At 60.9% G+C, this 23170-nt stretch carries 22 protein-coding genes and 1 pseudogene; 14 read left to right on the forward strand and 9 right to left on the reverse strand.

What is annotated here, in order from left to right:
- Window positions 1-135 precede the first annotated feature (135 nt).
- A complete protein-coding gene (locus tag CRD18_RS06355; RefSeq protein ID WP_070642068.1) occupies window positions 136-1113 on the forward strand; it encodes a DUF808 domain-containing protein in 978 nt (325 codons plus the stop codon).
- A 12-nt stretch (window positions 1114-1125) separates the two neighbouring features.
- Here CRD18_RS06355 and CRD18_RS06360 read toward each other — a convergent pair whose 3' ends face one another.
- Together CRD18_RS06360 and CRD18_RS06365 are read right to left on the reverse strand one after the other, a co-directional pair.
- The gene (locus CRD18_RS06360) at window positions 1126-1575 is read right to left on the reverse strand and encodes a YchJ family protein (protein ID WP_088611608.1); all 450 of its coding nucleotides are present in this window, start codon (window positions 1573-1575) and stop codon (window positions 1126-1128) included.
- Between the two features lie 167 nt (window positions 1576-1742).
- Window positions 1743-3176: a GuaB1 family IMP dehydrogenase-related protein gene (locus CRD18_RS06365; protein WP_070866665.1), complete on the reverse strand. Its 1434-nt coding sequence runs from the start codon at window positions 3174-3176 to the stop codon at window positions 1743-1745.
- Between the two features lie 152 nt (window positions 3177-3328).
- Here CRD18_RS06365 and CRD18_RS06370 point away from each other — a divergent pair, with 152 nt between their 5' ends.
- The 5 genes from CRD18_RS06370 to CRD18_RS06390 all read left to right on the forward strand — a co-directional run bounded on the left by CRD18_RS06370 (window position 3329) and on the right by CRD18_RS06390 (window position 8694).
- Window positions 3329-4579: a glutaminase gene (locus tag CRD18_RS06370; RefSeq protein ID WP_070602919.1), complete on the forward strand. Its 1251-nt coding sequence runs from the start codon at window positions 3329-3331 to the stop codon at window positions 4577-4579.
- 98 nt (window positions 4580-4677) lie between these two features.
- On the forward strand, window positions 4678-5550 hold the full coding sequence (locus tag CRD18_RS06375; protein WP_049192857.1) for a patatin family protein: 873 nt from the start codon (window positions 4678-4680) through the stop codon (window positions 5548-5550).
- Between the two features lie 295 nt (window positions 5551-5845).
- The gene (locus tag CRD18_RS06380; RefSeq protein ID WP_049189374.1) at window positions 5846-6370 is read left to right on the forward strand and encodes a CBS domain-containing protein; all 525 of its coding nucleotides are present in this window, start codon (window positions 5846-5848) and stop codon (window positions 6368-6370) included.
- Between the two features lie 120 nt (window positions 6371-6490).
- The gene (locus CRD18_RS06385; protein WP_224784271.1) at window positions 6491-7663 is read left to right on the forward strand and encodes an MFS transporter; all 1173 of its coding nucleotides are present in this window, start codon (window positions 6491-6493) and stop codon (window positions 7661-7663) included.
- Window positions 7664-7809: 146 nt separating this feature from the next.
- Window positions 7810-8694 (forward strand): hypothetical protein, encoded by an 885-nt coding sequence (locus CRD18_RS06390; RefSeq protein WP_049170669.1) that lies wholly within the window; start codon window positions 7810-7812, stop codon window positions 8692-8694.
- A gap of 47 nt (window positions 8695-8741) precedes the next feature.
- Here CRD18_RS06390 and CRD18_RS06395 read toward each other — a convergent pair whose 3' ends face one another.
- Window positions 8742-9236, reverse strand: coding sequence for a 2'-5' RNA ligase family protein (locus CRD18_RS06395; RefSeq protein WP_049170665.1), 495 nt, complete (start codon window positions 9234-9236; stop codon window positions 8742-8744).
- A gap of 372 nt (window positions 9237-9608) precedes the next feature.
- On the opposite strand from CRD18_RS06395, the gene CRD18_RS06400 reads away from it, so the two are divergent.
- The 7 genes from CRD18_RS06400 to CRD18_RS06430 all read left to right on the forward strand — a co-directional run bounded on the left by CRD18_RS06400 (window position 9609) and on the right by CRD18_RS06430 (window position 16893).
- Window positions 9609-9884, forward strand: a complete 276-nt coding sequence (locus CRD18_RS06400; protein WP_049170663.1) for an amphi-Trp domain-containing protein — start codon at window positions 9609-9611, stop codon at window positions 9882-9884.
- Between the two features lie 259 nt (window positions 9885-10143).
- Entirely contained in the window at window positions 10144-10452 is a 309-nt protein-coding gene (locus CRD18_RS06405) for a hypothetical protein (RefSeq protein WP_070851721.1), read from the forward strand.
- Window positions 10453-10735: 283 nt separating this feature from the next.
- Entirely contained in the window at window positions 10736-12448 is a 1713-nt protein-coding gene (locus tag CRD18_RS06410; RefSeq protein WP_070851720.1) for a SulP family inorganic anion transporter, read from the forward strand.
- A 189-nt stretch (window positions 12449-12637) separates the two neighbouring features.
- A complete protein-coding gene (locus CRD18_RS06415; protein ID WP_042389435.1) occupies window positions 12638-13180 on the forward strand; it encodes a DUF488 family protein in 543 nt (180 codons plus the stop codon).
- 314 nt (window positions 13181-13494) lie between these two features.
- Window positions 13495-14562, forward strand: coding sequence for an LLM class flavin-dependent oxidoreductase (locus CRD18_RS06420; RefSeq protein ID WP_070851719.1), 1068 nt, complete (start codon window positions 13495-13497; stop codon window positions 14560-14562).
- An 82-nt stretch (window positions 14563-14644) separates the two neighbouring features.
- The gene (locus tag CRD18_RS06425) at window positions 14645-15004 is read left to right on the forward strand and encodes a helix-turn-helix transcriptional regulator (RefSeq protein WP_048733754.1); all 360 of its coding nucleotides are present in this window, start codon (window positions 14645-14647) and stop codon (window positions 15002-15004) included.
- Window positions 15001-16893 (forward strand): cation-translocating P-type ATPase, encoded by a 1893-nt coding sequence (locus CRD18_RS06430; RefSeq protein WP_048733751.1) that lies wholly within the window; start codon window positions 15001-15003, stop codon window positions 16891-16893. The genes CRD18_RS06425 and CRD18_RS06430 overlap by 4 nt, the downstream gene beginning before the upstream one ends.
- A 135-nt stretch (window positions 16894-17028) precedes the next feature.
- Here CRD18_RS06430 and CRD18_RS11115 read toward each other — a convergent pair whose 3' ends face one another.
- From CRD18_RS11115 to CRD18_RS06450, 3 genes and pseudogenes are all read right to left on the reverse strand, one after another.
- Window positions 17029-17208, reverse strand: coding sequence for a hypothetical protein (locus CRD18_RS11115; RefSeq protein WP_224784021.1), 180 nt, complete (start codon window positions 17206-17208; stop codon window positions 17029-17031).
- 436 nt (window positions 17209-17644) lie between these two features.
- Window positions 17645-18330: pseudogene (locus CRD18_RS11210) on the reverse strand (DUF305 domain-containing protein).
- 88 nt (window positions 18331-18418) lie between these two features.
- A complete protein-coding gene (locus CRD18_RS06450) occupies window positions 18419-20488 on the reverse strand; it encodes a copper-translocating P-type ATPase (RefSeq protein WP_242458681.1) in 2070 nt (689 codons plus the stop codon).
- Here CRD18_RS06450 and CRD18_RS11120 point away from each other — a divergent pair.
- A complete protein-coding gene (locus CRD18_RS11120; RefSeq protein WP_242458683.1) occupies window positions 20438-20659 on the forward strand; it encodes a hypothetical protein in 222 nt (73 codons plus the stop codon). The two genes, CRD18_RS06450 and CRD18_RS11120, sit on opposite strands and share 51 nt — an antisense overlap.
- Before the next feature lie 6 nt (window positions 20660-20665).
- On the opposite strand, the gene CRD18_RS06455 is transcribed toward CRD18_RS11120, so the two are convergent.
- The 3 genes from CRD18_RS06455 to CRD18_RS06465 form a co-directional block, all read right to left on the reverse strand.
- Window positions 20666-20992 carry a heavy-metal-associated domain-containing protein gene (locus tag CRD18_RS06455; RefSeq protein WP_048731341.1) on the reverse strand — a complete coding sequence of 109 codons (327 nt, stop codon included), beginning with the start codon at window positions 20990-20992 and terminating at the stop codon, window positions 20666-20668.
- A gap of 111 nt (window positions 20993-21103) precedes the next feature.
- Window positions 21104-22231: a cell wall metabolism sensor histidine kinase WalK gene (locus CRD18_RS06460; RefSeq protein ID WP_049171244.1), complete on the reverse strand. Its 1128-nt coding sequence runs from the start codon at window positions 22229-22231 to the stop codon at window positions 21104-21106.
- The gene (locus tag CRD18_RS06465) at window positions 22228-22950 is read right to left on the reverse strand and encodes a response regulator transcription factor (RefSeq protein WP_038626116.1); all 723 of its coding nucleotides are present in this window, start codon (window positions 22948-22950) and stop codon (window positions 22228-22230) included. The genes CRD18_RS06460 and CRD18_RS06465 overlap by 4 nt, the downstream gene beginning before the upstream one ends.
- Window positions 22951-23170 lie beyond the last annotated feature (220 nt).

Genomic DNA, 23170 nt, shown 5'->3' on the forward strand with positions numbered 1-23170 from the left:
CACGTGAACTATCGACAGGATATCGACGCCCTAGCGACAACACAGAGTCAATCCGGGAAAGCGGTTAAAATTGCTCCGGTAATTCTTTGATACGACGACGGCTCCTGGTCGCGTCCTCCAATACGGGAGGTTTTTATGGCAGGCGGACTTGTCGCGCTGCTTGACGACGTTGCCACGATTGCACGTGCTGCAGCGGCAACAACAGACGATATTGCGGCTGCGGCCGGCAAAGCTAGCGCTAAAGCCGCCGGTGTTGTGGTTGACGACGCTGCGGTAACGCCTAAATTCGTCGAGGGTGTCTCGCCGAAACGCGAGCTGCCGATTATTTGGCGTATCGCCAAGGGCTCCTTGGTCAATAAAATTGTCATTATTCTGCCGATTGCATTGCTGCTAAGTCAGTTTCTGCCCTGGGCGCTGACGCCGATTTTGATGCTCGGCGGCTCCTACCTGTGCTTTGAGGGCATGGAAAAGGTCTGGGAGAAGATTAAGCACCGAATCTCTCCCGATCAGACTGAGCAGGAGCGGATGGAGGCGGCGACCAACCGCACACCACAGAATGAAGATTCCCTGGTGAAGTCTGCAATTTTCACAGACTTGATTCTCTCTGCGGAAATCATGGTGATTTCTCTCAATGAGGTCGCTGATCAGCCACTGCTCAATCGCGCGCTGATTCTTATTGTGGTCGCACTCATCATCACGCTTGCGGTCTACGGCGTGGTGGGCTTCTTGGTCAAGATTGATGATATTGGCCTGCACCTGCAGTCCAAGAAGTCAGCCGGTATCAGCAAGTTTGGTGCGGCGCTGGTCAAAGCCATGCCAATCGTTTTGAACACAATCGGTATTATCGGCACGTTTGCCATGCTGTGGGTCGGTGGCCACATCATGGTGGTCGGCCTCGACGAGCTGGGCTGGCATCTCCCCTACCAGCTGGTCCACAACCTTGAGCAGCTGTTTACCGGTGGCTTCCTCGGCTGGTTGGCCAACACCACCGGCTCACTGATTTTCGGCGCCATCTGGGGAGCAATCATTGTGGCGATTGTCGCCGTGCTGCCATTCGGCCACGGCAAGCACAACAAGTCTGACGAGGAAAATGCAGCGGAGGCCTCTGCCTAACAAGTCTGACGCTTAGGAGTACGTGACCTCGCCGTCGACGTAGACCCAACGTCGCGCACGACGAACAAAACGAGAACGCTCGTGCATCGTGCCGACACCGTCATGGTCATGAAAGGCCGCTTCAAATTCCACGATGCCTTCGCGGTCATCCTCGCCACCATCGACAGCGTTGATGATGGTGAGTCCTTCCCATTCCACACCGTCATCGACATTGATAACTTCCGGGCGGTAGCGCGGATGCCACGTCCGCCAGATGTAGTCCGCCTCGTGGGCAGCGTAAGCGCTGTACCTCGCGGCCATCAGCTCAGCTGCGGTCACTGCCTCCCGCTCACCGCGGTGCAGCGGGCCACAGCACTGCCCGTAGAGTCCCCCACCACACGGGCACAAATCGGAATCAGTAACGCGGGCGCGGGCGAAAAATGCGTTCCCGCTTCCTGCTCTAGCACCGTTTCCTGCTACCAATCCAGACTCCGTTACAGCACTGTTTTCTCTTACCTGCCGACCCATAATCGCCAGCCCCTCCCCAATCTCGCACGTGGTACTAAACACGTCCTAACAACGTCTTTACATACCTACCAATTGGCCCGAAGCACCGCTAGTCGGCTTAGCCCCGAGAGGCTTGACGACGGCTACCGCGTCGCCCTCGGCATTCCTTCCGCAAAGCCCGCAGCGGATTGAATTCCCACCACTGCCCGCTCAGCGAACTGCTCGATGGTGGCCGAACCCGCGTATGTGAACGAAGAACGTACGCCCGAGATAATGCGATCGATCTGGTCCTCCACGCCTTCGCGGCCTGGCTCCAGGTAGATTTTCGCAGTCGAGATGCCCTCTTCGAACATCTCGCGCCGGGCCTTCTCAAAGGCCTCTACCTGTGCATTTCGGCTCTCCACCGCACGGTGTGAAGCCATGCCAAAGGACTCCTTGAACATGCGCCCGTCGACGTCCTTTTGGACATCCCCTGGGGACTCGAAAGTACCGGCAAACCACGAGCCAATCATCACGTTGGACGCACCCGCAGCCAACGCAAGCGCAACATCGCGAGGATCCTTCACTCCACCATCAGCCCAGACATGCACGCCGCATTCACGGGCAGCTGCAGCGCATTCGAGCACGGCAGAAAACTGTGGACGCCCAACTCCGGTCTGCATTCGGGTTGTGCACATCGCACCCGGACCGACGCCGACCTTAATAATGTCGGCTCCCGCCTCCGCTAGGTCGCGAACACCATTGGCGGTCACGACATTGCCAGCGGCAATTGGCACAGGTGGGTTGAGCGCGCGGACTCGTCGTAAAGCACGGAGCATCGATTCCTGATGACCGTGGGCGGTATCGACAACGAGCACGTCGGCACCTGCGTCGAGCAGTGTCTTCGCGCGCCCTTCAACATCACCGTTGATGCCGAGCGCCGCACCGACGCGCAGCTTGCCCTCCGCGTCGACAGCCGGCTTGTAAAGCGTCGCCCGCAGCGCGCCCTTACGCGTGAGAATACCCACCAGCGCGCCATCGGCGTCCACCACTGGAGCGAGTTTGCGCCCGGAAGCAGTGAGCCGGTCAAAAGCGTCACGGGGCTCAATATCGGCCGGAAGCGTAAATAGCGAAGTGGACATGAGCGTCCCCACCTGCGCAAAGTTGTCAACGCCCGCCAGGTCACGGCCGGTAATCAGACCAACCGGTTTGTTGTCTTCCACCACCACTGCCGCACCGTGCGCGCGCTTCGGCAGAAGATGGCGCGCATACCCCGCGGTGTGGTGAGGCTTGACGACGATTGGAGTGTCGAAAACCAGCCCAGCGGACTTGACCTTGCGGATGGTCTCAGCGGCAATGTCAGCTGGGACGTCCTGCGGCAGGATGGCAATTCCGCCTCGGCGAGCGGTGGTTTCGGCCATCCGGCGACCGGAGATGGCCGTCATATTGGAGACCACAATCGGAATGGTTGTGCCGGTGCCATCATTGGTGGCCAAATCGACACCCATGCGAGAGCCGACGGATGACTTTGACGGCACCATGAAGACATCGCTGTAGGTCAACTCGTAGGGCGCGGACTGATTGTTGAGGAATTTCACACACCCCAGGATATGCCGATTTTTCCCGCACGCACGGTGAGAGTGCATAGAGGTGAGCATCAGTGGCTGACCTCGCCTGGTGTAGGTTCGAACGGGACTCCATTGACTCAACCGGGATTTTTCAGCCCAGGAAAGATGCTTAGCAGAATCTGATGAAAACGCCGATCAAAGATTACTTGTCCGAAATCGTCGAATCCGTCCGCCCCGATGAGTCTGGCGAGGTAGCGGACTATATTCCCACCCTTGCCCAAGCTAATCCCGACCGCCTGGCCCTTGCTATGACCACCGTGTCAGGGCGCACCTATACCGCTGGCGACACCGATGCTGAATTCACCATTCAATCGATGTCCAAGCCCTTCGCTTATGCCGCAGCCATCACCGAGCACGGCACAGACAAAATCGACAGCATTGTGGGCACCGAACCTTCCGGTGAGGCATTCAACGAGCTGTCGCTGGAGCAGGGCACGCACCGACCAAAGAATCCGATGATTAATGTCGGCGCACTGGCCATCAACCAGTTCATATGCCAGCCAGGTGCCAACTGGAAGACTCGCACCAAGCACATGGTGGAGCTTCTCTCGACTTTGGCTGGCCGTAAGCTCCGCGTTGACTACGATGCCTATGAAAGCGAAATGGACACTGCCCATCGAAACATGTCCATCGCACATATGCTGGCAGCTTACGGTTTCATCGAAACCACGCCCCACGATGCTGTCCGCGGCTACACCGCACAGTGCTCCGTGCTGGTCAACACTCGCGATGTCGCCATGATGACCGCAGTGTTGGCCAACGGTGGCGTTAACCCGGTCACCAATCAGACTGTGCTCGGCCGCTCGGTTGTTCGCAGAGTCTTGTCCGTGATGGCTATTGCCGGCATGTATGACGAGGCCGGTGAATGGTTTACCGAGGTCGGGATTCCCGCCAAGAGCGGTGTCGCCGGCGGCTTGCTGGGAGCGCTGCCTGGACAGGCGGGTCTCGCAGCCTTTTCGCCGCGATTGAACGACCACGGCAACAGCGTCCGCAGCATTGCCATCTTCCGGAAGCTCTCCGAAGATTTGGGTCTTCATCTCATGGATGCCGATGCGATTGGTTCGCGTGCGCTGCGCGGTACACGCGTCAGCAATGGCCGCTCGATCATCGAGATTCAGGGCCCAGTCAACTTCACTGCGGCCGAGATCATTCTCAACAGGTTGGCGACTTCCACACCGTCGGAAAGCGAAGTTGTCTTCGACGTCAGCCGCGTTGGCGTTGTCAACCCGGTGGGACGCACGTTGATTCTGGAAGCGATGCGACGTCTGAGCCACGAGGGCAAGGAGATCTTGTTCTACGACCCGGAGGGCGTACTGCCTAACCCAGATATGGGCGAGGGGCTGCTGCCGGTCATCCTCCAGGATGCGCCGTAAACTACGCTAACCGAAATCCAATATGGTGACGTTCGGGTAGTCTTGAACGATCGTAACGCCCGAAAAGCAGCAGCGCGAGAACAACCGGAGGGATGTAAATGCAGGTCAGCGATGTAGCATTAGTCTTCGAGGGTGGAGGGACTCGCAATAGTTACACGGCACCTTTCGTCGAACGGTTACTTCGCGAGGGCATCGATGTCGGCTGGGTCGGTGGCGTAAGCGCCGGCGCCTCTCACGTGGTCAATTACCTTTCCCGGGATATCCAGCGCTCTATAAATAGCTTCACTGACTTCATCGCGCAGCCGGACAGCAGTGGCTGGCGCCCAATGTTGCGCGGGCGGGGCTATTTCGATGCCGAGTACATCTACGAAGACGCGGGACTTCCCGACGGCGCCATGCCCCTGGATTACGAGACTTTTAAGAACAATCCAACTCCCTACCGGATTTCTGCTGTCCGAGCGGATACGGGCGAGACCATCAACTGGGGGCCGGACGATATCCCAGATCTACCTACGCTGATGAAGTACACTCGCGCCAGTTCGACGATTCCGGGTGTCATGCGTATGCCCTATATTGATGGCGTTCCGTTCGTCGACGGTGCACTGGGATCATCAGGTGGCATTCCCATTAATGCCGCCGAAGCAGATGGTTTCAAGAAGTTCCTCATCGTCCTGACTCGCCCGAAAGGATTCCGTCGCACCGCCCCTAAGCGCCCACAGCTACTGCGCCAGATTTTCCGCAGTAACCCGGTGGTGGCTGAGCTGCTTATCACTAGACACGAGCGCTACAACGCTTCTCTCGATTGGGCTGCTGAGCTTGAACGAAAAGGCCAAGCATATGTTTTCTACGCCAATAACATGAGCATCACAAAGGCGGAGCGGAGGCGGTCGAAGCTGCTGCACAACTACGAGCTCGGCCGGGCGCAAGCCGATGCCGAATGGCCAGCAATTCGAGAGTTCATGGGCTTATAACTCCCGCCACCTTTAGGAAGCTTTTCGTTCATTCCTCTTTACTGTGTACGTAACCTTGTGTTAACCTTTGCGTAGCGAACAACCTCGTTAGGTAAGGCTCCTATATCCACATAGGCCGCTGCCCTGCACTTTATCGAGAGTTTCGAAAGACTCTCGAAGCAAGGGTCCATCTCAAGTGGCCACCTTTAGTTACGGCATTACATTGCCAACACTCTTAGGCGGGGAGCCATAATTTTTCAATCAACAGAAATTCCCTCCTAGCAAAGGAGCTGGGATACCTGGAAAAGGATCCACAATGACACAGACACAGAACACCATCGCCAACTTCTTCAAGCCGAAGTCTTCAATCAGCCCGTACAGCCTCCTGCCTGACACCGTAAGCATGCACATGACGGATTCTTACATTGCGCTGCCGGAGGACATCACGGTCGGTGAGGCACTGAGCACCTACGCAGCCGAATTTGCTGGTCTCGATGACGATACCTGTGTCTTCCTCGTCGACGATGAAGGCTACCTGACCAGCGATATTACGCTGAAGGAACTCCGTGAGTACGCCGACCGCGATGCCTACATGAACACCGTCGGCGCCCCGGTGAAGGTCTTTGTCAAGCCCGAGGATCCAGCTGCAATCAGGGCTCGCCAGCTTATTGACGGGCCGCTCAGCGAGCTGCCCGTCGTCCGCAGCGGCAAGCTGGTAGGTGTCCTCACCGACCGCATCTCTGAGCGCATTCTTGGCAGGACAAAGGCAGCTAAGAAGTCAAAGAAGTCCAAGGGATTCTTCTCGCCGATTACCGCGTTTTTCGGCGCCGCCAATAACTAGGGCGACTAACTTGGGTAGACGACCCGAGTAACTCAATAGGCCAGCTAGCGTTTGCTAGCTGGCCTATTGTTGTTACCACACTGTTCTATCCCCACAGATGAGAGCCCTCAGGAGGCAACCGTGATACGAGACTGGATTCGGGTAGCCCTGGGCATGTTCGCGGTTGCGTTTGGAGCCAACCTCTTCGCACCACTCCTGCCCGCGTATCGAATAACCGATGCTCTCAACCAGTCCCAGGTCACCTTTCTCTTCGCCATCTACGTCGCAGGACTCATCCCCGCGCTACTCATCTGCGGCCCACTTTCCGACCGGCTCGGCCGTCGCGCCATCATCCGGCCTGCACTCATAACCTCTGCCGTTGGCTCAGCCGTCCTACTCACCGGCATCTGGTTCCACTTCCCATCACTTCTGGTAGGACGTCTTATCATCGGCATTTCGATGGGCATGGTAATGGCCGCCGGTGCCTCGTGGATCAAAGAAATTGCGCCCGTCGCACCTCAAATTTCTGCCCGGCGCGCAACCGTTGCACTCTCCGCCGGATTCTCCCTCGGCCCCCTGGCTTCCGGGTTGGTCGCAGAATTCACCCCGCGCCCTGATGTCATCCCCTATCTTGTTCATCTCGCACTGCTGCTTTTTATCGCACCAATAACATGGAACGCTTCCGGAGGACTTCCAAACGCAGCGCACAGCGACTCTCCGCAACGGTTCTTCTCCTCCGCCACGCTTAGCCCGAGGTTCCTGTGGGCAGTCGCCGCTTGGGCACCGTGGGTCTTCGGCGCTGCGTGCACATCCTTCGTCGTCCTGCCAACAATCGCCGAATCCCGCTACCCCATCGCCTTCGCCGGGCTCATCGCCTGTATCACGATGGGCACCGGCGTTTTGGTGCAACCACTGGTCACTCGCATCAGTTCCAGCAGCTTTATCCCGCCAGCTATTTTCGGTCTTGGCTTAACGACGGTCGGAATGCTGCTCAGTCTTATCGTTGCACTCACCCAGAATGTGTGGAGCGTTTTCCCCGCTGCTCTAGCTCTCGGTGCCGCGTACGGCGTGATGATGGTCTCCGGCCTCCGCGAAGTGCAAATTATCGCACCGCCAGCCGAGCTGGGCGCTGCGACTGCTATCTACTATTCGCTGACCTATGTTGGTTTCTTCGCTCCTTTTGTTATTTCTTTCGCAGCACCGAAATTCGGATTCGTGCCCGTTTTCATCTTCGGTGCGATTATTGCGTTGGTATCCACGTACCCCGTGGCAAAGGTTGCACAGTCTGCGGTGAGGTCCGACGGAGCGTCGTGAAGCAGACGCGACTGAAATTCTTGATATTGGGAAGCGTGCTGAGGCGAGCTCTTGTATTCTTTCTTTCACAAAAGATTGGCTCCGGCTCAGGACATCTGATCAGGTTGCATAGGTTGTTGAAATTCAGCTCGATGGAATGAGGAATCATGAAGCAGCGCAGCTCTGGAATGTGGAAGAAAATTGCGACAACCGTCGTCGCAGGTTGTACAAGCGCCGCCCTGCTCACCGCATGCGGCTCGGGAGAAGAAAGCAACAATGCCGGTGGCGAGGCAGGCAAAGAGTCGACCAGCAAGATGACGAAGGCAGACGGGTCAGCTCCAGCTGCATCCGAAGATCAGCTCCTGCTCACTAATGAAGTTCAAGGTGTGGACTTCTCCAACAACAGGATTAATGGGTACAAGGACGCAATGGAGATGTTTTCGGAGGATTCTTTAGATATAGAGCCGGCCGAATGTGCCACTTTCATCAAGCCAACGGAAGAATTGGAGCGAGCTGTCAGTTCTTTCGCTAATTTGGACGCGGAAAAGGTCACCATCGCTGTCTCAGTATTGAAGAACCCTCAGACCTACCAGGAGTACACAGATGTTCTTAACAAGTGCTCTGAGGTGACCGCTTCGATGGATGCTTCCGACCTCGTAAACGAATCCATGGAAGGCCAGGAACTTCCTCCTGAGGCGCAGGAGATGCTCAATGACATGGATATGACAACCACCATGAAAATGCACCGGGAAAAGTGGGAGCCGGATCTTTCCGTCAAGCCAGATGAGCTCACTGCACACGCGACAGTTGTGGACATTAGCTCCGGTGGCACTAATACTGATGCCACCAGCTACGACATTGTCGGCGTTGTCAATGGCGTGATGGTGATGGTGTCCGCTGCCCCGATTCCAGACGTTCCATCAACCGGCGCGGAAAATGCGACACAACCGATGGAACTTGCACAGGCGACCCCAGAGTCCAAGGAAGCGGCAAAGAAGCGCGCCTTGGAGGTCTTCGATGCCCAGGCAAAGAAGATTATGGACGCCGCTTAGTGGCCGCTTGGCTGCGCTGCTTTTGAAAAGTTGCGGCGTGCGGCGCGCTAAAACTCCGTTAATTCCTGCACTTTGGGACTCCAGAACGCAGCGCGTGGTGCACTAAGAGTTTTGAAGTGCGGGCTTGTTAGTTCATCAAGAGCCCGGACGTAACCGGGAACCATATCCCGCGGGATTCGCAGCCCCATAGTCAGGTGCGGAATCCAGCGGGAGCCGCGACCTTCAGGGTTAAGACGACTGATCTCACGAGCGGCTTCTTCCAGCTCATCGCTTGTTTCTAATAACCATGCGACAGTCTGTTTACTCTTTGTGCCGAACACTACCGTTCCTACCCTGCGGAATTCCGCAGGCATCAGCGGTGGGAGAATTTCGGCTGCTCGTTGGATTACCTCCGGGCTCATGGTCGGTGCGAAGGTGACAGTGATGTGGGGCTTTTGATTCTGCTGCGGGAATCCACGCTCTGCCAGTTGCACAAATATCTCTTTAACCTGCGCCTCTTGCTCAGGCAGAAGGTACATCAGGATGTTGTCGGGTGACACCATGTGACGTTTACTCCTCCCCTATTGCTGTCGGTCGACACGTTTGAGGCGCTACCCAAGGGCGCCGTTACTAGAGCTCCTAACCTAAGGCACTTAGGACCTTGCACCCCAGAGCATAGCGTAGGGATTTTCCACAATTTATAACCTACCTATAGAAATTTCTAGCCTCTTGTTATTTAGCCCGGTAAAAACCACTTTTTATTGGGATAATGGGGATAGACAGGCTTCCTGAAAGCTTTCTAGACCATCTTCAAAGACAGTGTGGAGTGACGGCCGATTCTCCACACTGCACAAATACCTACACGGCTGGAAAGGTAAGTAAAGACATGGCACCGAAACCTAAAAAAATTACACCCCCCGAAGAATCAAAAGCTGGTGAAGAGCAAGGCAAGCTTCAGCCGCGATGAGCTCGCGGATTTGCTGGAGACGCTGGCAGCTCGCATCCGCGCCGGGGAAATGACTCTCGGCACTGGTGAGTCCACGGTGACGATGACCATGCCGACATCGTTTAATACCACGATGGAAGTCGTCGATTCCCGAAAGCGTGCTGGCATCGAGCGCGAGCTGGAGCTGGAAATTGACTGGATGGTCGACGAGGCTGGCGAGCCCGTCGAAAAGCCAGGACCAGCATCTGGCTTCGCAATCTCCTAGCAGGCTTGTTGCTGTCCGGTTTGGTCCGCGCAGTGTTGACTAAGCAAAGGGCGACTTCGGAATTGTCTTCCGAAGTCGCCCTTTGTCTTGGCTCTTAATTCTGCAGGCCTTACGCCTTAAGCACGTATCGCAGAATCTCTACAACCTGGTCGGTCGTCGTACACCACGCCGAATACACCCGCCATACACCCACGCCTACCCACATCGCATGAGGTGACGCTAACCTAATTCGGGAAAATCCGCGACGAAGGGAACGCGCATGGCCAAGGGCAAGAAAGGCGACAAGGGCAAGAAGAAGGACGCCGCCAAAGCCGCGAAAAAGGCTGCGGCAACGACCTCGCTACGTCTGCCCGAATACTCGAAGGCCGAGGCCAAAGCCGCGAAAAAGCTCGCCGGCAAGGACCCCTTCAAACTGGCTGCGATGACACCGAAGAAGAAGTGCTGCAAATCCGGCATCCGCTGCCTGCGCTGCCCCGTGGTGCTACACAAGCTCAATCGCGAGATCAAAAACGGCGAAGTCGACCATGCCGCCCTGCTGCTCGTCACTGCGAAAGCCCGGATCCGGTAGCCGGCCCTCGCCCCCAGCCCGCCGTCAGGCCCGACCCATGAGCAGTGGTGTCGCGCTCTGTATGACACTGGTACCGGTTCTCCTGGGCTACCTGCTCTTCGGACACCGGCTCACGCACGTCACTCCAAGCACCGCGACAACGCTCCAGCGAACTCCCGCCAGGTCAGGAAGTTTTATTCCCCCGACATGAGGCCTCGGCCAGAACCGGGAATGTGACCGTCGGAGGATGGCACCTTGTGTATCCTTTGAGTGTCATTGAGCCCTGAAGGAGCAAGAAAGTAGTATGACCCGCCCCTCCTCCGCCGCCTCTACGGTGGGCATCCGGTCCCGTGCCCTGCGTTTCGCACCGCGCCGCTCGGACTGGTCCCGCGCGACAATCGGGCGCGACCTCTCGGCAGGCCTCATGGTGGCCCTCGTCGCCCTCCCCCTCGCACTCGGCTTCGGCGTTGCGTCCGGTGTCGGCGCGGCGGCCGGAATTACGACGGCCATCGTCGCGGGTATCCTGGCCGCAGTCTTCGGCGGTAGCAATGTCCAGGTAAGCGGCCCGACCGGCGCAATGACCGTCGTGTTAATCCCCATCGTGGCCAACCATGGTGCCGATGGGGTGCTCGTCGTCGGCGTGCTGGCGGGGCTCATGCTGCTCTTGCTGGCGTTCACCGGCGCTGGCCGCGCGATGAAGTACATGCCGTTACCTGTCGTCGAAGGTTTCACCGCCGGTATTGCGTTAATCATCGGCCTCCAACAGCTGCCCGCAGCACTCGGCGTTGACGTGGACGGCGAGAAAGTCCTCGGGTTGGCGTGGGGCTCGATCAAAGCTTGGTTAGATGCTCCGGCATGGCAGGCGCCGGTGATGACCATTGCGGTGGCGGCTGGAATCGTGCTTGCTGCGCGCGTTCGTAGCGGCTTCCCCGCGGCGCTGGTGTTGGTAGCTGCCGCGACGGCCATCAACATGCTGGCAGACAGCGGCCTGAAGACAATCGGGTACATCCCGTCGACGTTGCCTGCCCCGCGCTGGCCACAGATCCCGTGGGAGCACCTGGATTCGCTTCTGTTGGCAGCAGTCGCCGTCGCAGCTCTCGGCGCGTTGGAATCGTTACTATCTGCGACGGTTGCCGACGCAATGACTGTTGGCGACCGGCACGATCCCGACCGCGAGCTCTTCGGACAGGGCGTGGCCAACGTCGTCGCGCCCCTGTTCGGCGGGATTCCCGCGACCGCCGCGATCGCCCGAACTGCCGTCAATGTGCGGGCAGGCGCAGGCACACGCCTGGCAGCGGTGTTCCATTCGCTGCTCCTGCTCGTCGCCGTACTCGTCGCAGCTCGGTGGGTGGGCGAGATTCCTCTCGCCGCGCTCGCCGGCGTGCTCATCGCCACTGCGATTCAGATGATCCACCCGCGGAACCTCCGCTCGGTGATACGCGCCACCAAGGGCGACGGGGCGACCCTGCTCATCACGGCTGCCGCCACCGTCGTGTTCGATCTTGTCGTCGCCGTGCTCATCGGCCTCGTTATGGCGGGCTTCTTCGCACTGCGCGATACCGCCCGCACGGCGGTATTAGAGGCCGCCCCGCTAGACGAGGGAGACCACCGCGACAAGGAGCGTGAGCTTCTCGACGAGCACATCGCCGCCTTCCGTATGGAAGGCCCCCTCTTCTTTGGTGCAGCGCACGATTTCCTCCTCGAGCTCGCTGATGTCTCGTCGGTCAAGGTTGTCGTGCTCCGCATGCGCTACGTTACGACGATCGACGCCACCGGCGCCCAGATGCTCGCCGACACGATTGGGCGCCTCGAACGCCGCGGTACCAGGGTCTTGCTCGCAGCCACGAAGCCCGAACATATTCCGGTGTTGCGCGAACTCGGCGTATTCGACCAGCTTGCGCACGAGAATCACGTCTTCGACAACACTCTCGACGCCATCGCCCACGCCCGACTGCATGCCTCGCGCATTCAGCATGAAGAGTCTGATGGCGCACCCGCGGCATCGCAGAGTCAATAGCTTGGCTGAGCCAGACAATGGTCACTCCGTCGCAGTCGACCCTGCAATCGTGGGTCCACATCCCCATCGCGCGACGCTTGAAAAACCTTTACACGTTGCACTTAAACTCCACGACGTGTCGTTGCAAAGTCACCATCTCATTCGTGAAGCCGATGTGAGTGTAATCGCTTGGCGCGTAGCATTGGTGACATGCGCATTTTCACCGTGGGCCACTCCAACCTCGAGTTCGAGGACTTCGCTGAAATGATCAAGGCGGCCGGTGTGGCATCCATCGTGGATGTGCGCAAGCTGCCCGGGTCCAGGAAGTACCCGTGGTTCAACGGCGACCACCTTGCCGAACACCTTCCCACATGTGGCATCACTTACAGCAGAAGCGAGGGCCTAACCGGACGGCGCAACGTGTCCCACTCGGTGCCGTTTGAGGTTAACGGCAACTGGCGTAACCGCAGTTTCCACAATTACGCCGACCATGCGCTGGGCGAGGAGTTCTCCGACGCGATCTCGCAGCTACGGGCGAACGCAGCCGAAACTCCCACCGCGATCATGTGCTCCGAGGCGGTGTGGTGGCGCTGCCACCGGCGTATCATCGCCGACCACCTCATCGCCCACGGTGACGAGGTTGGCCACATTATGGGCCTGGGTGCAGCCGGGGCGAAGGTGAGCGAGGCAACGCTCAACGACGGCGCAGTCATCGGCAACGATCTCCTCGTGCGCTACCCCGAGCGGGGCTAGCGCATACACCAGAGCCCAGGGGGCTGCATCCTCCTCGGCCTGACCTACGCTTTGTATTCATGGAGCGCCCGCCACCTTATGAGCAGCAGTATCGGAGGCGCACCAGCGGATAGCACGCTCAAACGAGCTTTAGGTTAGGAAATCTGAACCGCTCAATCTAAGAAGACCACCGGGGACTCCGGTAGCGCCCCAAAGCGCCGAATCGAAAAATCGATCTACCGTCTTGCCACGGACCTAGACGTCGAGCTTAAAGTCCACGGTATCTCGTTGCAAAGTTACTTTCTCGTTAGCACCATGAAAAGGAGTGGTATCCAATGAAAGCGTTCGGATTCTTAAGCTTCGGGCATTACGCCTTCGGTGGCCAGCGCGGGCCATCTGCGGAAAAGATCGCCAAGACTCATCTGGAGATCACCCAGGCTGCGGACGAAATCGGCGTGAACAACGCGTCCTTCCGAGTCCACCACTTCGTGCCGCAGGCCTCCGCCCCGATGCCGCTGCTGGGTGCTGTCGCGGCCACCACCAAACACATCGAGATGGGCACCGGTGTCATCGACATGCGCTATGAAAACCCGCTCTACCTCGCCGAAGAGGCCGCGTCGCTGTACCAAATTTCCGGTGGCCGCGTGGCCCTGGGCGTCTCGCGCGGCGCCCCAGAGGTGGCTGACCGCGGCTGGGAGGCCTTCGGCTACAAGGGTAAAGCGCCCAACGGCGCGGACGTGGCGCGAGCCCACCTCGAGGCGTTCATGGCTGCAGTGGACGGCAACGGATTCGCCACCGCCGCACCGCTAGACCGGCAGTACCCCAACATGTTCCAACCCGGCTCCGCCCTGCCGGTCTTCCCCATGGTGCCCGAGCTGCGTAAGCACATTTTCTACGGCTCCGGCACCCACGCTTCTGCCGAGCAAACCGCCAAGGACGGGCTCAACCTGATGTCCTCCACCCTGGTCTCCGAGACCACCGCCGAGATTCTGGGCGAAATCCAGGCGGATCAGATCAGCCGCTACCGCGCCGCGTGGAAGAAGGCGGGCCACGATTGGACGCCGCGTGTGTCGGTGTCCCGCTCCGTCTTCCCCATCGTCGACGGCGCGGACATGCAGTTGTTCGGCATGCAGGCCTCCGGCTCCGATCAGGTGGGCATGCTTCCCGACGTCGGCGCCTCCACCTTCGGCCGCACCTACGCCGCCGAGCCGGACAAACTCATTGAGCAACTCAAAGCCGACGCCGCCGTCATGTCCGCCGACACCCTGCTCATCACCATCCCCACTGGGATGGGCGTCGACGTCAACGTGAAGATCTTGGACAACTTCGCCACGCATGTCGCCCCCGCGTTGGGTTGGCAGCCGAATCACGAAGGCCCAGTTACCGGCTATCCCATCGACTAATTCCTCCAGTTCGCAAGCTCTTCGCTTCAATGTCAGTTCAGTGCGTGTTGAAAAGTTCAGTAATTGCTGTACAGTTCAGCATATGCTGACTATTGCTTCACGCCTCGACGTCATGAACCGGCTCGGCCGGGCCATGGCGGATCCGACGCGCTCCAGAATCCTGATCACCCTACTCGACGGCCCGAGCTACCCGGCCGTGCTTTCGCGCGACCTGGACCTGACCCGCTCGAACGTCTCGAACCACCTGACCTGCTTGCGTGACTGCGGCATCGTCGTCGCCGAGCCGGAGGGCCGCAAGACACGCTACGAAATCGCCGATCCGCACCTTGCGACAGCGCTCAACGCGCTAGTGAACGCGACGTTGGCTGTCGACGCAAACGCCCCGTGCATCGACCCTGAGTGCTCGGTGCCCGGCTGCGACGGGAAAGGAGCGGACGCATGAGTTCAGCATGTGGATGCGAACACGAACCAGCCACGGAGATCGAAGATCTCGATCGGCCATGGTGGAAGGACCCCGAGTTGCTACTGCCGATCTTCTCCGGCGTAGCCCTCGGTATAGGCCTGGCGCTGGATTGGTCCGGGCTAGAGACACCCGCGACAGTCCTGTTCTGGATCGGCCTGTTGCTAGGGGCGTATACGTTCGCGCCCAGCGCTATCCGGAACCTTGTCACAAAGCGCAAGCTCGGCATTGGCTTGCTGATGACGATCAGCGCGGTCGGCGCGGTAATCCTCGGTTACGTCGGAGAGGCCGCGGCGCTAGCGTTCCTGTACTCGATCGCCGAGGCACTGGAAGACAAGGCGATGGACCGGGCCCAAGGCGGACTGCGGGCACTGTTGAAGCTGGTACCGCAAACCGCGACCGTGCTGCGCGACGGTACGGCGGTTGAGGTCGCAGCGAAGGACCTCGCGGCTGGCGAGCTGATGCTCGTGCGCCCCGGAGAGCGGATTGCCACGGATGGCATCATTCGGTCTGGGCGCTCCAGCCTTGACACCTCAGCGGTCACCGGAGAATCCATTCCGGAGGAGGTTGCGCCCGGCGACGAGGTGCCCGCGGGAGCAATCAACTCCGCCGGCGTGCTGGAGGTCGAGACGACCGCAGCTGGAACGGACAACTCGCTGACCACACTCGTGGACCTGGTCGAGCAGGCGCAGGCGGAAAAGGGCGACCGCGCCCGGATCGCCGACCGGATTGCCCAACCCCTAGTGCCCGGGGTGATGATCCTGGCGGTGCTGGTCGGCATGATTGGCTCGCTGCTGGGCGACCCCGAGACGTGGATCACCCGCGCGTTGGTGGTCCTGGTCGCAGCATCGCCGTGTGCACTGGCAATCTCCGTGCCGCTGACGGTCGTGGCCGCGATCGGCGCGGCCAGCCAGTTCGGCGTGGTCATCAAATCCGGCGCGGCGTTCGAGCGACTCGGCGGCATCCATCACCTGGCGGTGGACAAGACCGGAACCCTTACCCGCAACCAGCCCGAGGTTACCGACGTGGTCCCGGCAGACGGATTCGATCCGGCGCAGGTGCTTGCTTTCGCGGCGGCAGTTGAGCAGCAATCGACGCACCCCCTCGCTGCGGCGATCGCGGCAGCGGTGCCCGAAGCGCCCGCTGCCTTGGACATCAGCGAGGAAGCCGGGCATGGCATCGGCGGCACCGTCGAAGGTCGACGGGTACTTGTGGGCAGTCCCCGGTGGATCGACGCCGGGCCACTGAAGGCAGACGTTGAGCGCATGGAGTCCGAGGGTCAAACCTGCGTCCTTGTCACCGTCGATGACGCCCTCGCCGGGGCGATCGGGGTCCGCGACGAACTGCGGCCCGAGGTGCCCGAAGCTGTGCAGGCCCTGCACGCCAACGGCGTGGAAGTGAGCATGCTCACCGGCGACAACACTCGCACCGCCCGGGCGCTGGCTGAAATCGCCGGAATCGACGACGTGCGCGCCGAGCTGCGTCCAGAGGACAAGGCAAGCATCGTCGCCGAGCTCTCCTCCAAGACGCCGACGGCGATGATTGGCGACGGCATCAACGACGCTCCTGCGCTGGCGGGCGCGACGGTGGGCATAGCAATGGGAGCGACCGGCTCTGACGCCGCAATCGAGTCCGCTGACGTCGCCTTCACCGGCCACGACCTCCGGTTGATCCCGCAGGCGCTGCAGCACGCCCGTCGAGGCAGCAGGATTATTAACCAGAACATCGTGCTGTCTCTGGCCATCATCATCGTGTTGATGCCGCTGGCGATCAGCGGCGTGCTGGGTCTGGCCGCCGTCGTATTGGTTCACGAGGTCGCTGAAGTTATCGTGATCTTGAACGGCCTGCGGGCTGCGCGAGCGAAGCGCTGACGCGCACCTTCGCCCAGCGCGCGGCTCTCCAGCGCGGATCTTTGAAGGATCGAGCTGCTCAGGGACCAAGCGTCGTCTCAAAACTTTTGATGCCGCGCTTCATCGACACGACCCGCGACTACCTGGGCAGCGTATTTAGCAAAAGGACTCGACACCCGTCAGGGTTGCCGAGCCGTCGCCGGTCCAGTTGCTGTAACCAACTAGATGGAGATTCTTCATCGCGGTTTCACGGCCACGCATGAGGTGGCGGAATGGACCGAGGGCCGGACGGAAACCAGTGCACCAGATTAGATGGTCGTGGTCGAGCTCGCTCAAGCTATCGAAGATGGAGGTAGCGGTGAGCTGGCCGGCGTCGCGGAGCTCACGTAGATGAGGAAGCGCGAGAATGTCCCCGAGGTTCGGGTCGGAATCGCCACCGAGAATCCGACGACGGCTGCTACCGTAGGCCTCGTTGCCTAACTGACACCAACGCCGTGTCCACTACTCGGGGGACACCCCCAACATTAATGCTGCCCTGCCGGCAGACCAGGGCGGCCGTGTGAGTATCGGACAATAATGCGTAGTCCTCCAAGGTTCTGGACACAGGGGCTTTCCCCTTTCCTCAGTGGTGCGACCAGAGGGAGTAGAAACATCCACCCCGGTGCACCCGCTGCGGTGACAACGACCCATCGCCCGCAGCAGGTGGCAATCGTCACGGTTATCCCTCTTTTTCAGATTCCTGTCCTCGGGATCAGAAAAAGACGGGGACCTGTCATAGGTCAGTGAGCATTTGCTGCATCTGGGCAATCTCGTCCTCCTGGTCGTTGATAATTTGTTCGGCCAGGGTGATTGCATGGGGATTCTGGCCGTCAGCAACCTCGTCACGGGCCATGTCGACCGCGCCTTCGTGGTGGGCGGTCATCTGCTCCAGGTAAAGGCGGGCGGCGCCGGTGCCCTGGGCTTCCTCAAGGGCTGTCATGTCCTCCTGGCTCATCATCCCGCTCATGCTACCCATCTCGCCGTGATCCATTCCACCTATCTCATCCATGGTTCCCATGCCCCAGAGTCGGTGACCGGCTGCTGGTCCCAGGCCTCGAGCATGGCGTTCATCCGGTCAATCTCCGGTCCCTGGGCGTCAATAACTCCCTAGGCAAACTCCACGACCTGGGCGGGGATGCCCTCCTTGGCCAAGAGCATCTCACTCATTTCCACGGCCTGCTTGTGATGGGGGATCATCATCTGGGCAAACATGATGTCCGCGTCGTTGTGATCGGCGGAGATCTCCCCGTCCTCCTCAGTCGCCGCCCTGGTGGTCTCGGTCGTCTCAGCGGTAGTCGTCGCAGTGCTGGTGGCCGAGGTGGTGGCGTCGGTGTTGCCTGAGTCGGTGGCCTCACCGCAGGCGGCCAGCACCAGGGTGGAGGCCACGGCGAGAGCGGAAAGAATAAGGGTGCGCTTTATGGTGGAGCCCTTTCAGGGTCATATGGGGTCAGTGGAGAGAAGTGATGGATCAGTGGACGGCGGTGGATTTCGGAGTAGGCGTGGTGTGTTACTCCTTCGGACTGGTGGGAGCCAGGTGGGCCGGGTCCAGATCAATCCGGCGCAACAACTGGGCGTTCAGGGCCACCACGATGGTCGAGGCAGACATCAAGATCGCGCCCACGGCCGGGGACAGCACGAACCCGATCGAGGCGAGCACTCCGGCGGCCAGCGGCACGGCGAGGATGTTGTAGCCAGAGGCCCAGACCAGGTTCTGGATCATCTTGCGGTAGCTGGCCTGGGACAGCTCAATCATCGACAGCACTGCCCGCGGGTCATCACTGGCTAGGACCACCCCGGCAGATTCCATGGCCACATCCGTGCCGGCACCGATGGCGATACCGACCTCCGCACGGGTCAGAGCGGGGGCGTCATTGACACCGTCACCGACCATGGCCACGCTCAAACCCCGGTCCTGCAGCTGCATGACCTTGGTGTCTTTGTCCTGGGGCAGGACCTCGGCGAAGACCTCATCGATCCCCAGGTCCTGGCCAACCGCCTGGGCCACCTGCTGCGCGTCACCGGTGATCATCGCGACCTTCACCCCGCGGTCCTGCAGGGCTTTCACGGCGGCGCGGGATTCGGGGCGGATCTTGTCCTCGACGGCCACCGCACCGATAATCTGACCGTCGCAGACAATATGGAGCACACCGGCCCCACGCCCGGTCCAGGCACTGGTGGTGTCGGTGAGCTCGGCCGGGGTGGTGAGGTTGAACTCGCGTAGCATGTTCGGCCCGCCCACGAGGATCTCAGCGCCATCGACAGTGGCCCGGACCCCCCGGCCGGAGGCGGCGCTGAAACCAGTTGCACGCATTTGCCGACGGGAGGCCTCGGGATGGGCGGCCGCGGCCGCCACGATGGCGCGGGCCACGGGGTGCTCGCTGTCGGCCTCCGCGGCGGCGGCCAGGGCCAGCAGCTCGCCCTCGGTGACGCCGACAGCTGCTGCGACACCGGTGACCGCGTGCGCACCCTCGGTCAGGGTGCCGGTTTTGTCGAAGAGCACCACGTCGATGGTGCGCATCCGCTCGAGCGCCATCCGGTCCTTGATGAGCACCCCGGATTTCGCGGCCCGCTCGCTGGAGATCGCAATGACCAGCGGAATCGCCAGGCCCAGGGCGTGCGGACAGGCGATGACCAGCACCGTGACCGTGCGCACCACGGCATTGTCCGGGCTGCCAATGATGGTCCACACCACCGCGGTGATCAGAGCGGAGATCAGCGCGAACCAGAACAACAACGCTGCCGCCCGATCCGCCAGGGCCTGGGCCCGGGAGGAGGACTCTTGGGCGTCGGCAACCATGCGTTGGATCCCGGCCAGGGCGGTGTCCCCGCCGGTAGCCTCCACCCTGATGCGGACGGTGTTGTCGGTGGCCACGGTACCGGCGACCACCTTGTCACCGGTGTCGCGGAAGACGGGACGGGATTCGCCGGTGATCATCGCCTCATCGAATTCGGCGGCTCCGTCGATGATGGTTCCGTCGGCCGGCACCCGGGCACCGGCCCTCACCAGCACGACGTCGTCGACGACCAGCTCGGAGATGGCCACGGTGCGGGTGGTCCCGTCGATGACTTTCTCGGCCTCATCCGGCAGCAGGGCAGCCAGCGCGTCAAGCGCGGAGGACGCGGCCCCGAGAGCACGCATCTCCAGCCAGTGGCCCAGCAGCATGATGGTCACCAGCAGGGCCAGCTCCCACCAGAAGTCCAGGTCAAAACCGCCCAGCCCCAGAGTGGTGACCCAGGAGGCGACAAACGCCACGGTGATGGCCATGGCGATCAGGAGCATCATCCCGGGTTGGCGGGATTTCAGTTCTTTCCATCCGCCCTTGAGGAAAGGCGTTCCGCCGTAGACGAAGATGATCGTGCCCAGCACCGGGGGGATCCAGGTGGATCCGGGGAATGCCGGGAGGTGGTAGCCGAGCAGGTGGGCGACCATGGGGCTGAAAATAACGGCGGGAATGGACAGAATCAGCGACCACCAGAAGCGGTCCCGAAACATTGCAGTGCTGTGTCCAGCGTGTTCGCCGTGACCATGAACGTGGTGGTCTTCGTCCAGGGCGGAGTGCGGGTGATCGTGGGGCATCCCCTGGCCGTGGGTGTCGGCATCTGTGTGGTGTTCGTGGCTGGCATGATCCGGGTGGTGGGTGTGGTCTGTTTCCGGAGCGGGGTGATCACCATGGTGATCGCCGGAATGGTGGAGAGTGCTCATGACGTTCCTTCCGCTCAACCCGGTCGGGGTCGAGATGATGGGTAAAACTGATCAGGATAAGACGGTGTAGCCGGCCTCCTCGATGGCCCGGCGAACCATCTCCGGAGGTACGGCACCGGTGACCGTGACGGTCGAAACACCACCAGCAGCGAGGTCAATCTGGACGTCGTCGACCTGGGGGAGCCCCTGAAGGGCCTGAGTCACGCTTTTCGCGCAATGCCCGCAGGTCAGGCCGGTGACCTGGTAGCTAGGGGAGGACCCTCCTGCTGACGAGTCGCTGGCGGCAGGGACGGAGGCGGTGTCGGCACGTGAGGCAGGTCCGCAACAGCTGCAGCCGTGGGAGGCCATCGGCAAGAGGCGGGGCGGGGAGGTGATCATGGGAAAGCTCCTACGGGTCGGTGGGATGCGGTAACGCTCGCTAGCATATACCCCCCTGGGGTATATTTTCAAGGAGTGGAGGGCACGGCCCTCACACGGGGCAGGGTGTGCTCACCGAGCAGCCTCCTCACTGTCGGGAGGAGACAGCGGGAGGCGGAGGGCAAACACCGCTCCGCGACCGGGTCCGGGGGAGGTGGCGGTGAGAGTGCCGCCGTGGGCCTCGATTAATGCCTTGGAGATGGTCAGACCGATACCGGACCCGCCGTTGTCCCGGCTGCGGGCGGCATCCCCCCGGTAGAAGCGTTCGAAGATGTGTCCGAGCTGGCCAGGTGGGATGCCCTCGCCGTCATCGGCGACGTGGATGAGCGCGGTGGACGCCCCCTGTCGGTGGACGCTAATCTGGACCTGCCCGCCGGCCGGGGTGTGCCGTAGCGCGTTCGACAGGAGATTGCTCATCACCTGGCCGAAGCGTTGCCGGTCCACGAGCACCCGGGCGGTGTCCGTAATGGTCTCGACCTGTAAATCGACGCCTTTGTCAGCATAAGCTTCCCCCGCGGCAGCAGCGGCGGTATGGAGCAGATCCCCGAGCCTTTCCTCTGCCAGGTCCAAATCGATCCGGTGTTCCTGGGCCCGGGAGACATCGTCAATGTCTTCCATCAACCGGGTCAGGCGGGTGAGTTGGTCAGCCATGATCGTATGGTTGGCATTATTCCAGTCCACGACCCCGTCCTGGAGACCATCGAGGTAGACCGTGAGCACCGATAAGGGGGTGCCCATTTCGTGGGCCAGATCAGAGAGCATCTGGCGGCGGACCTGTTCGGTGTGTTCCAGCCGGTCGGCCATGGTGTTGAAGGCATCCGCCAGGGTGGCGACCTCGGGGCCTGCTTCTCCGGCGGGCACGCGGATACGGGAGTTACCGGCCGCCAGGCTGGTAGCGGCGCGGGCGAGATCCTGCAGGGGGGTGCGCAGACGCCGCGATAACCACAGGCTGGCCAGTAGGGCGCTGATCAAGGCAGTGGGCAGGGCGACGGCCAGGGTGATTAGGTTGGCGTCCCGGTAGGCCTGCTCGGCATGGAACAGCTCCAGCGAGGGGTCCTCCCGGCCGGCCATCAACATATGATCATGGAACAGGGTCGGCCCCACCGTCGTGGCCACGGCCGCGGCCACCATCAGGCTAATCACCACGACCAACACCTGGGCGGCCAGGAAGCGGAAGGTCAGGCCGGGTCCGTGATTCATGGCTGCCCCACCCGGTAGCCCACGCCACGCACGGTGTCGATAAACCCCCGGCCTCGGGTGTCGGTGCCGAGCTTGCGACGCAAGTTGCCTATGTGGACATCGACGATGCGTTCATCACCGACCCAGGTGGTGTCCCAGACCTCGGTGACCAGGTCGTGGCGGGTCAGCGCCTGGCCGGGGCGCAGGGCCAGGGCAACCAGCAGCTCGAACTCCGTGCGGGTGAGCTCCACGGTAGTCTCCCCCACCCGCACCTGATGGGCGACGGGGTCAAGGATGAGGTCACCAACGATTAAGGGGGTGGTCACCTGCGGTGGGGTGGTGCTGGTGCGCGGGCGGCGCAGCACTGCATGCACCCGGGTCACCAGTTCCCGGATGCTAAAAGGTTTGGTGATGTAGTCATCCGCCCCCAGGGTCAAACCGCTGATCTTGTCGTCCTCGCTGCCACGCGCGGTGAGCATGAGGATGTAGCAGTCCGAGAAGGTGCGGATCCGTCGGCACACCTCCAGGCCGTCGAGTTCGGGCAGCCCCAGATCCAGCACCACAACATCGGGGGAAAAGCGACGGGTCTCGTCCACGGCCTGGGTGCCGGTGTGCGCCTGACGGGTATCGAAGCCTGCCCGGATGAGGTAGGAGGCCACCATCTGAGCCAGGGGTTGTTCATCATCGACGACCAGCACCCGCCCCGGGGGCGTGGCGGTGGTCGGTGTGTGGTCAGCCATAGACCCCAGTATCGCTCCGGTCAGAGGGGAATACCATCCTCGCTCAGTGCCCGGCGGGGAATCTTCATCAAATCTTCAAACATAACCTTTCACCGCCGTCACCCCTGTGCCCCACCCCGGGCCGGCGGCATCACCTCCCTTGGTCGGTTCAGCAGGCGCCACCAGGGATTTCACTGCAAGCACCGCATACCCGGGGCGGGTAGAAGGACATCGACCACGG

Source organism: Corynebacterium sp. LK31, assembly GCF_014335015.1.
GTDB lineage: Bacteria > Actinomycetota > Actinomycetes > Mycobacteriales > Mycobacteriaceae > Corynebacterium > Corynebacterium jeikeium_D.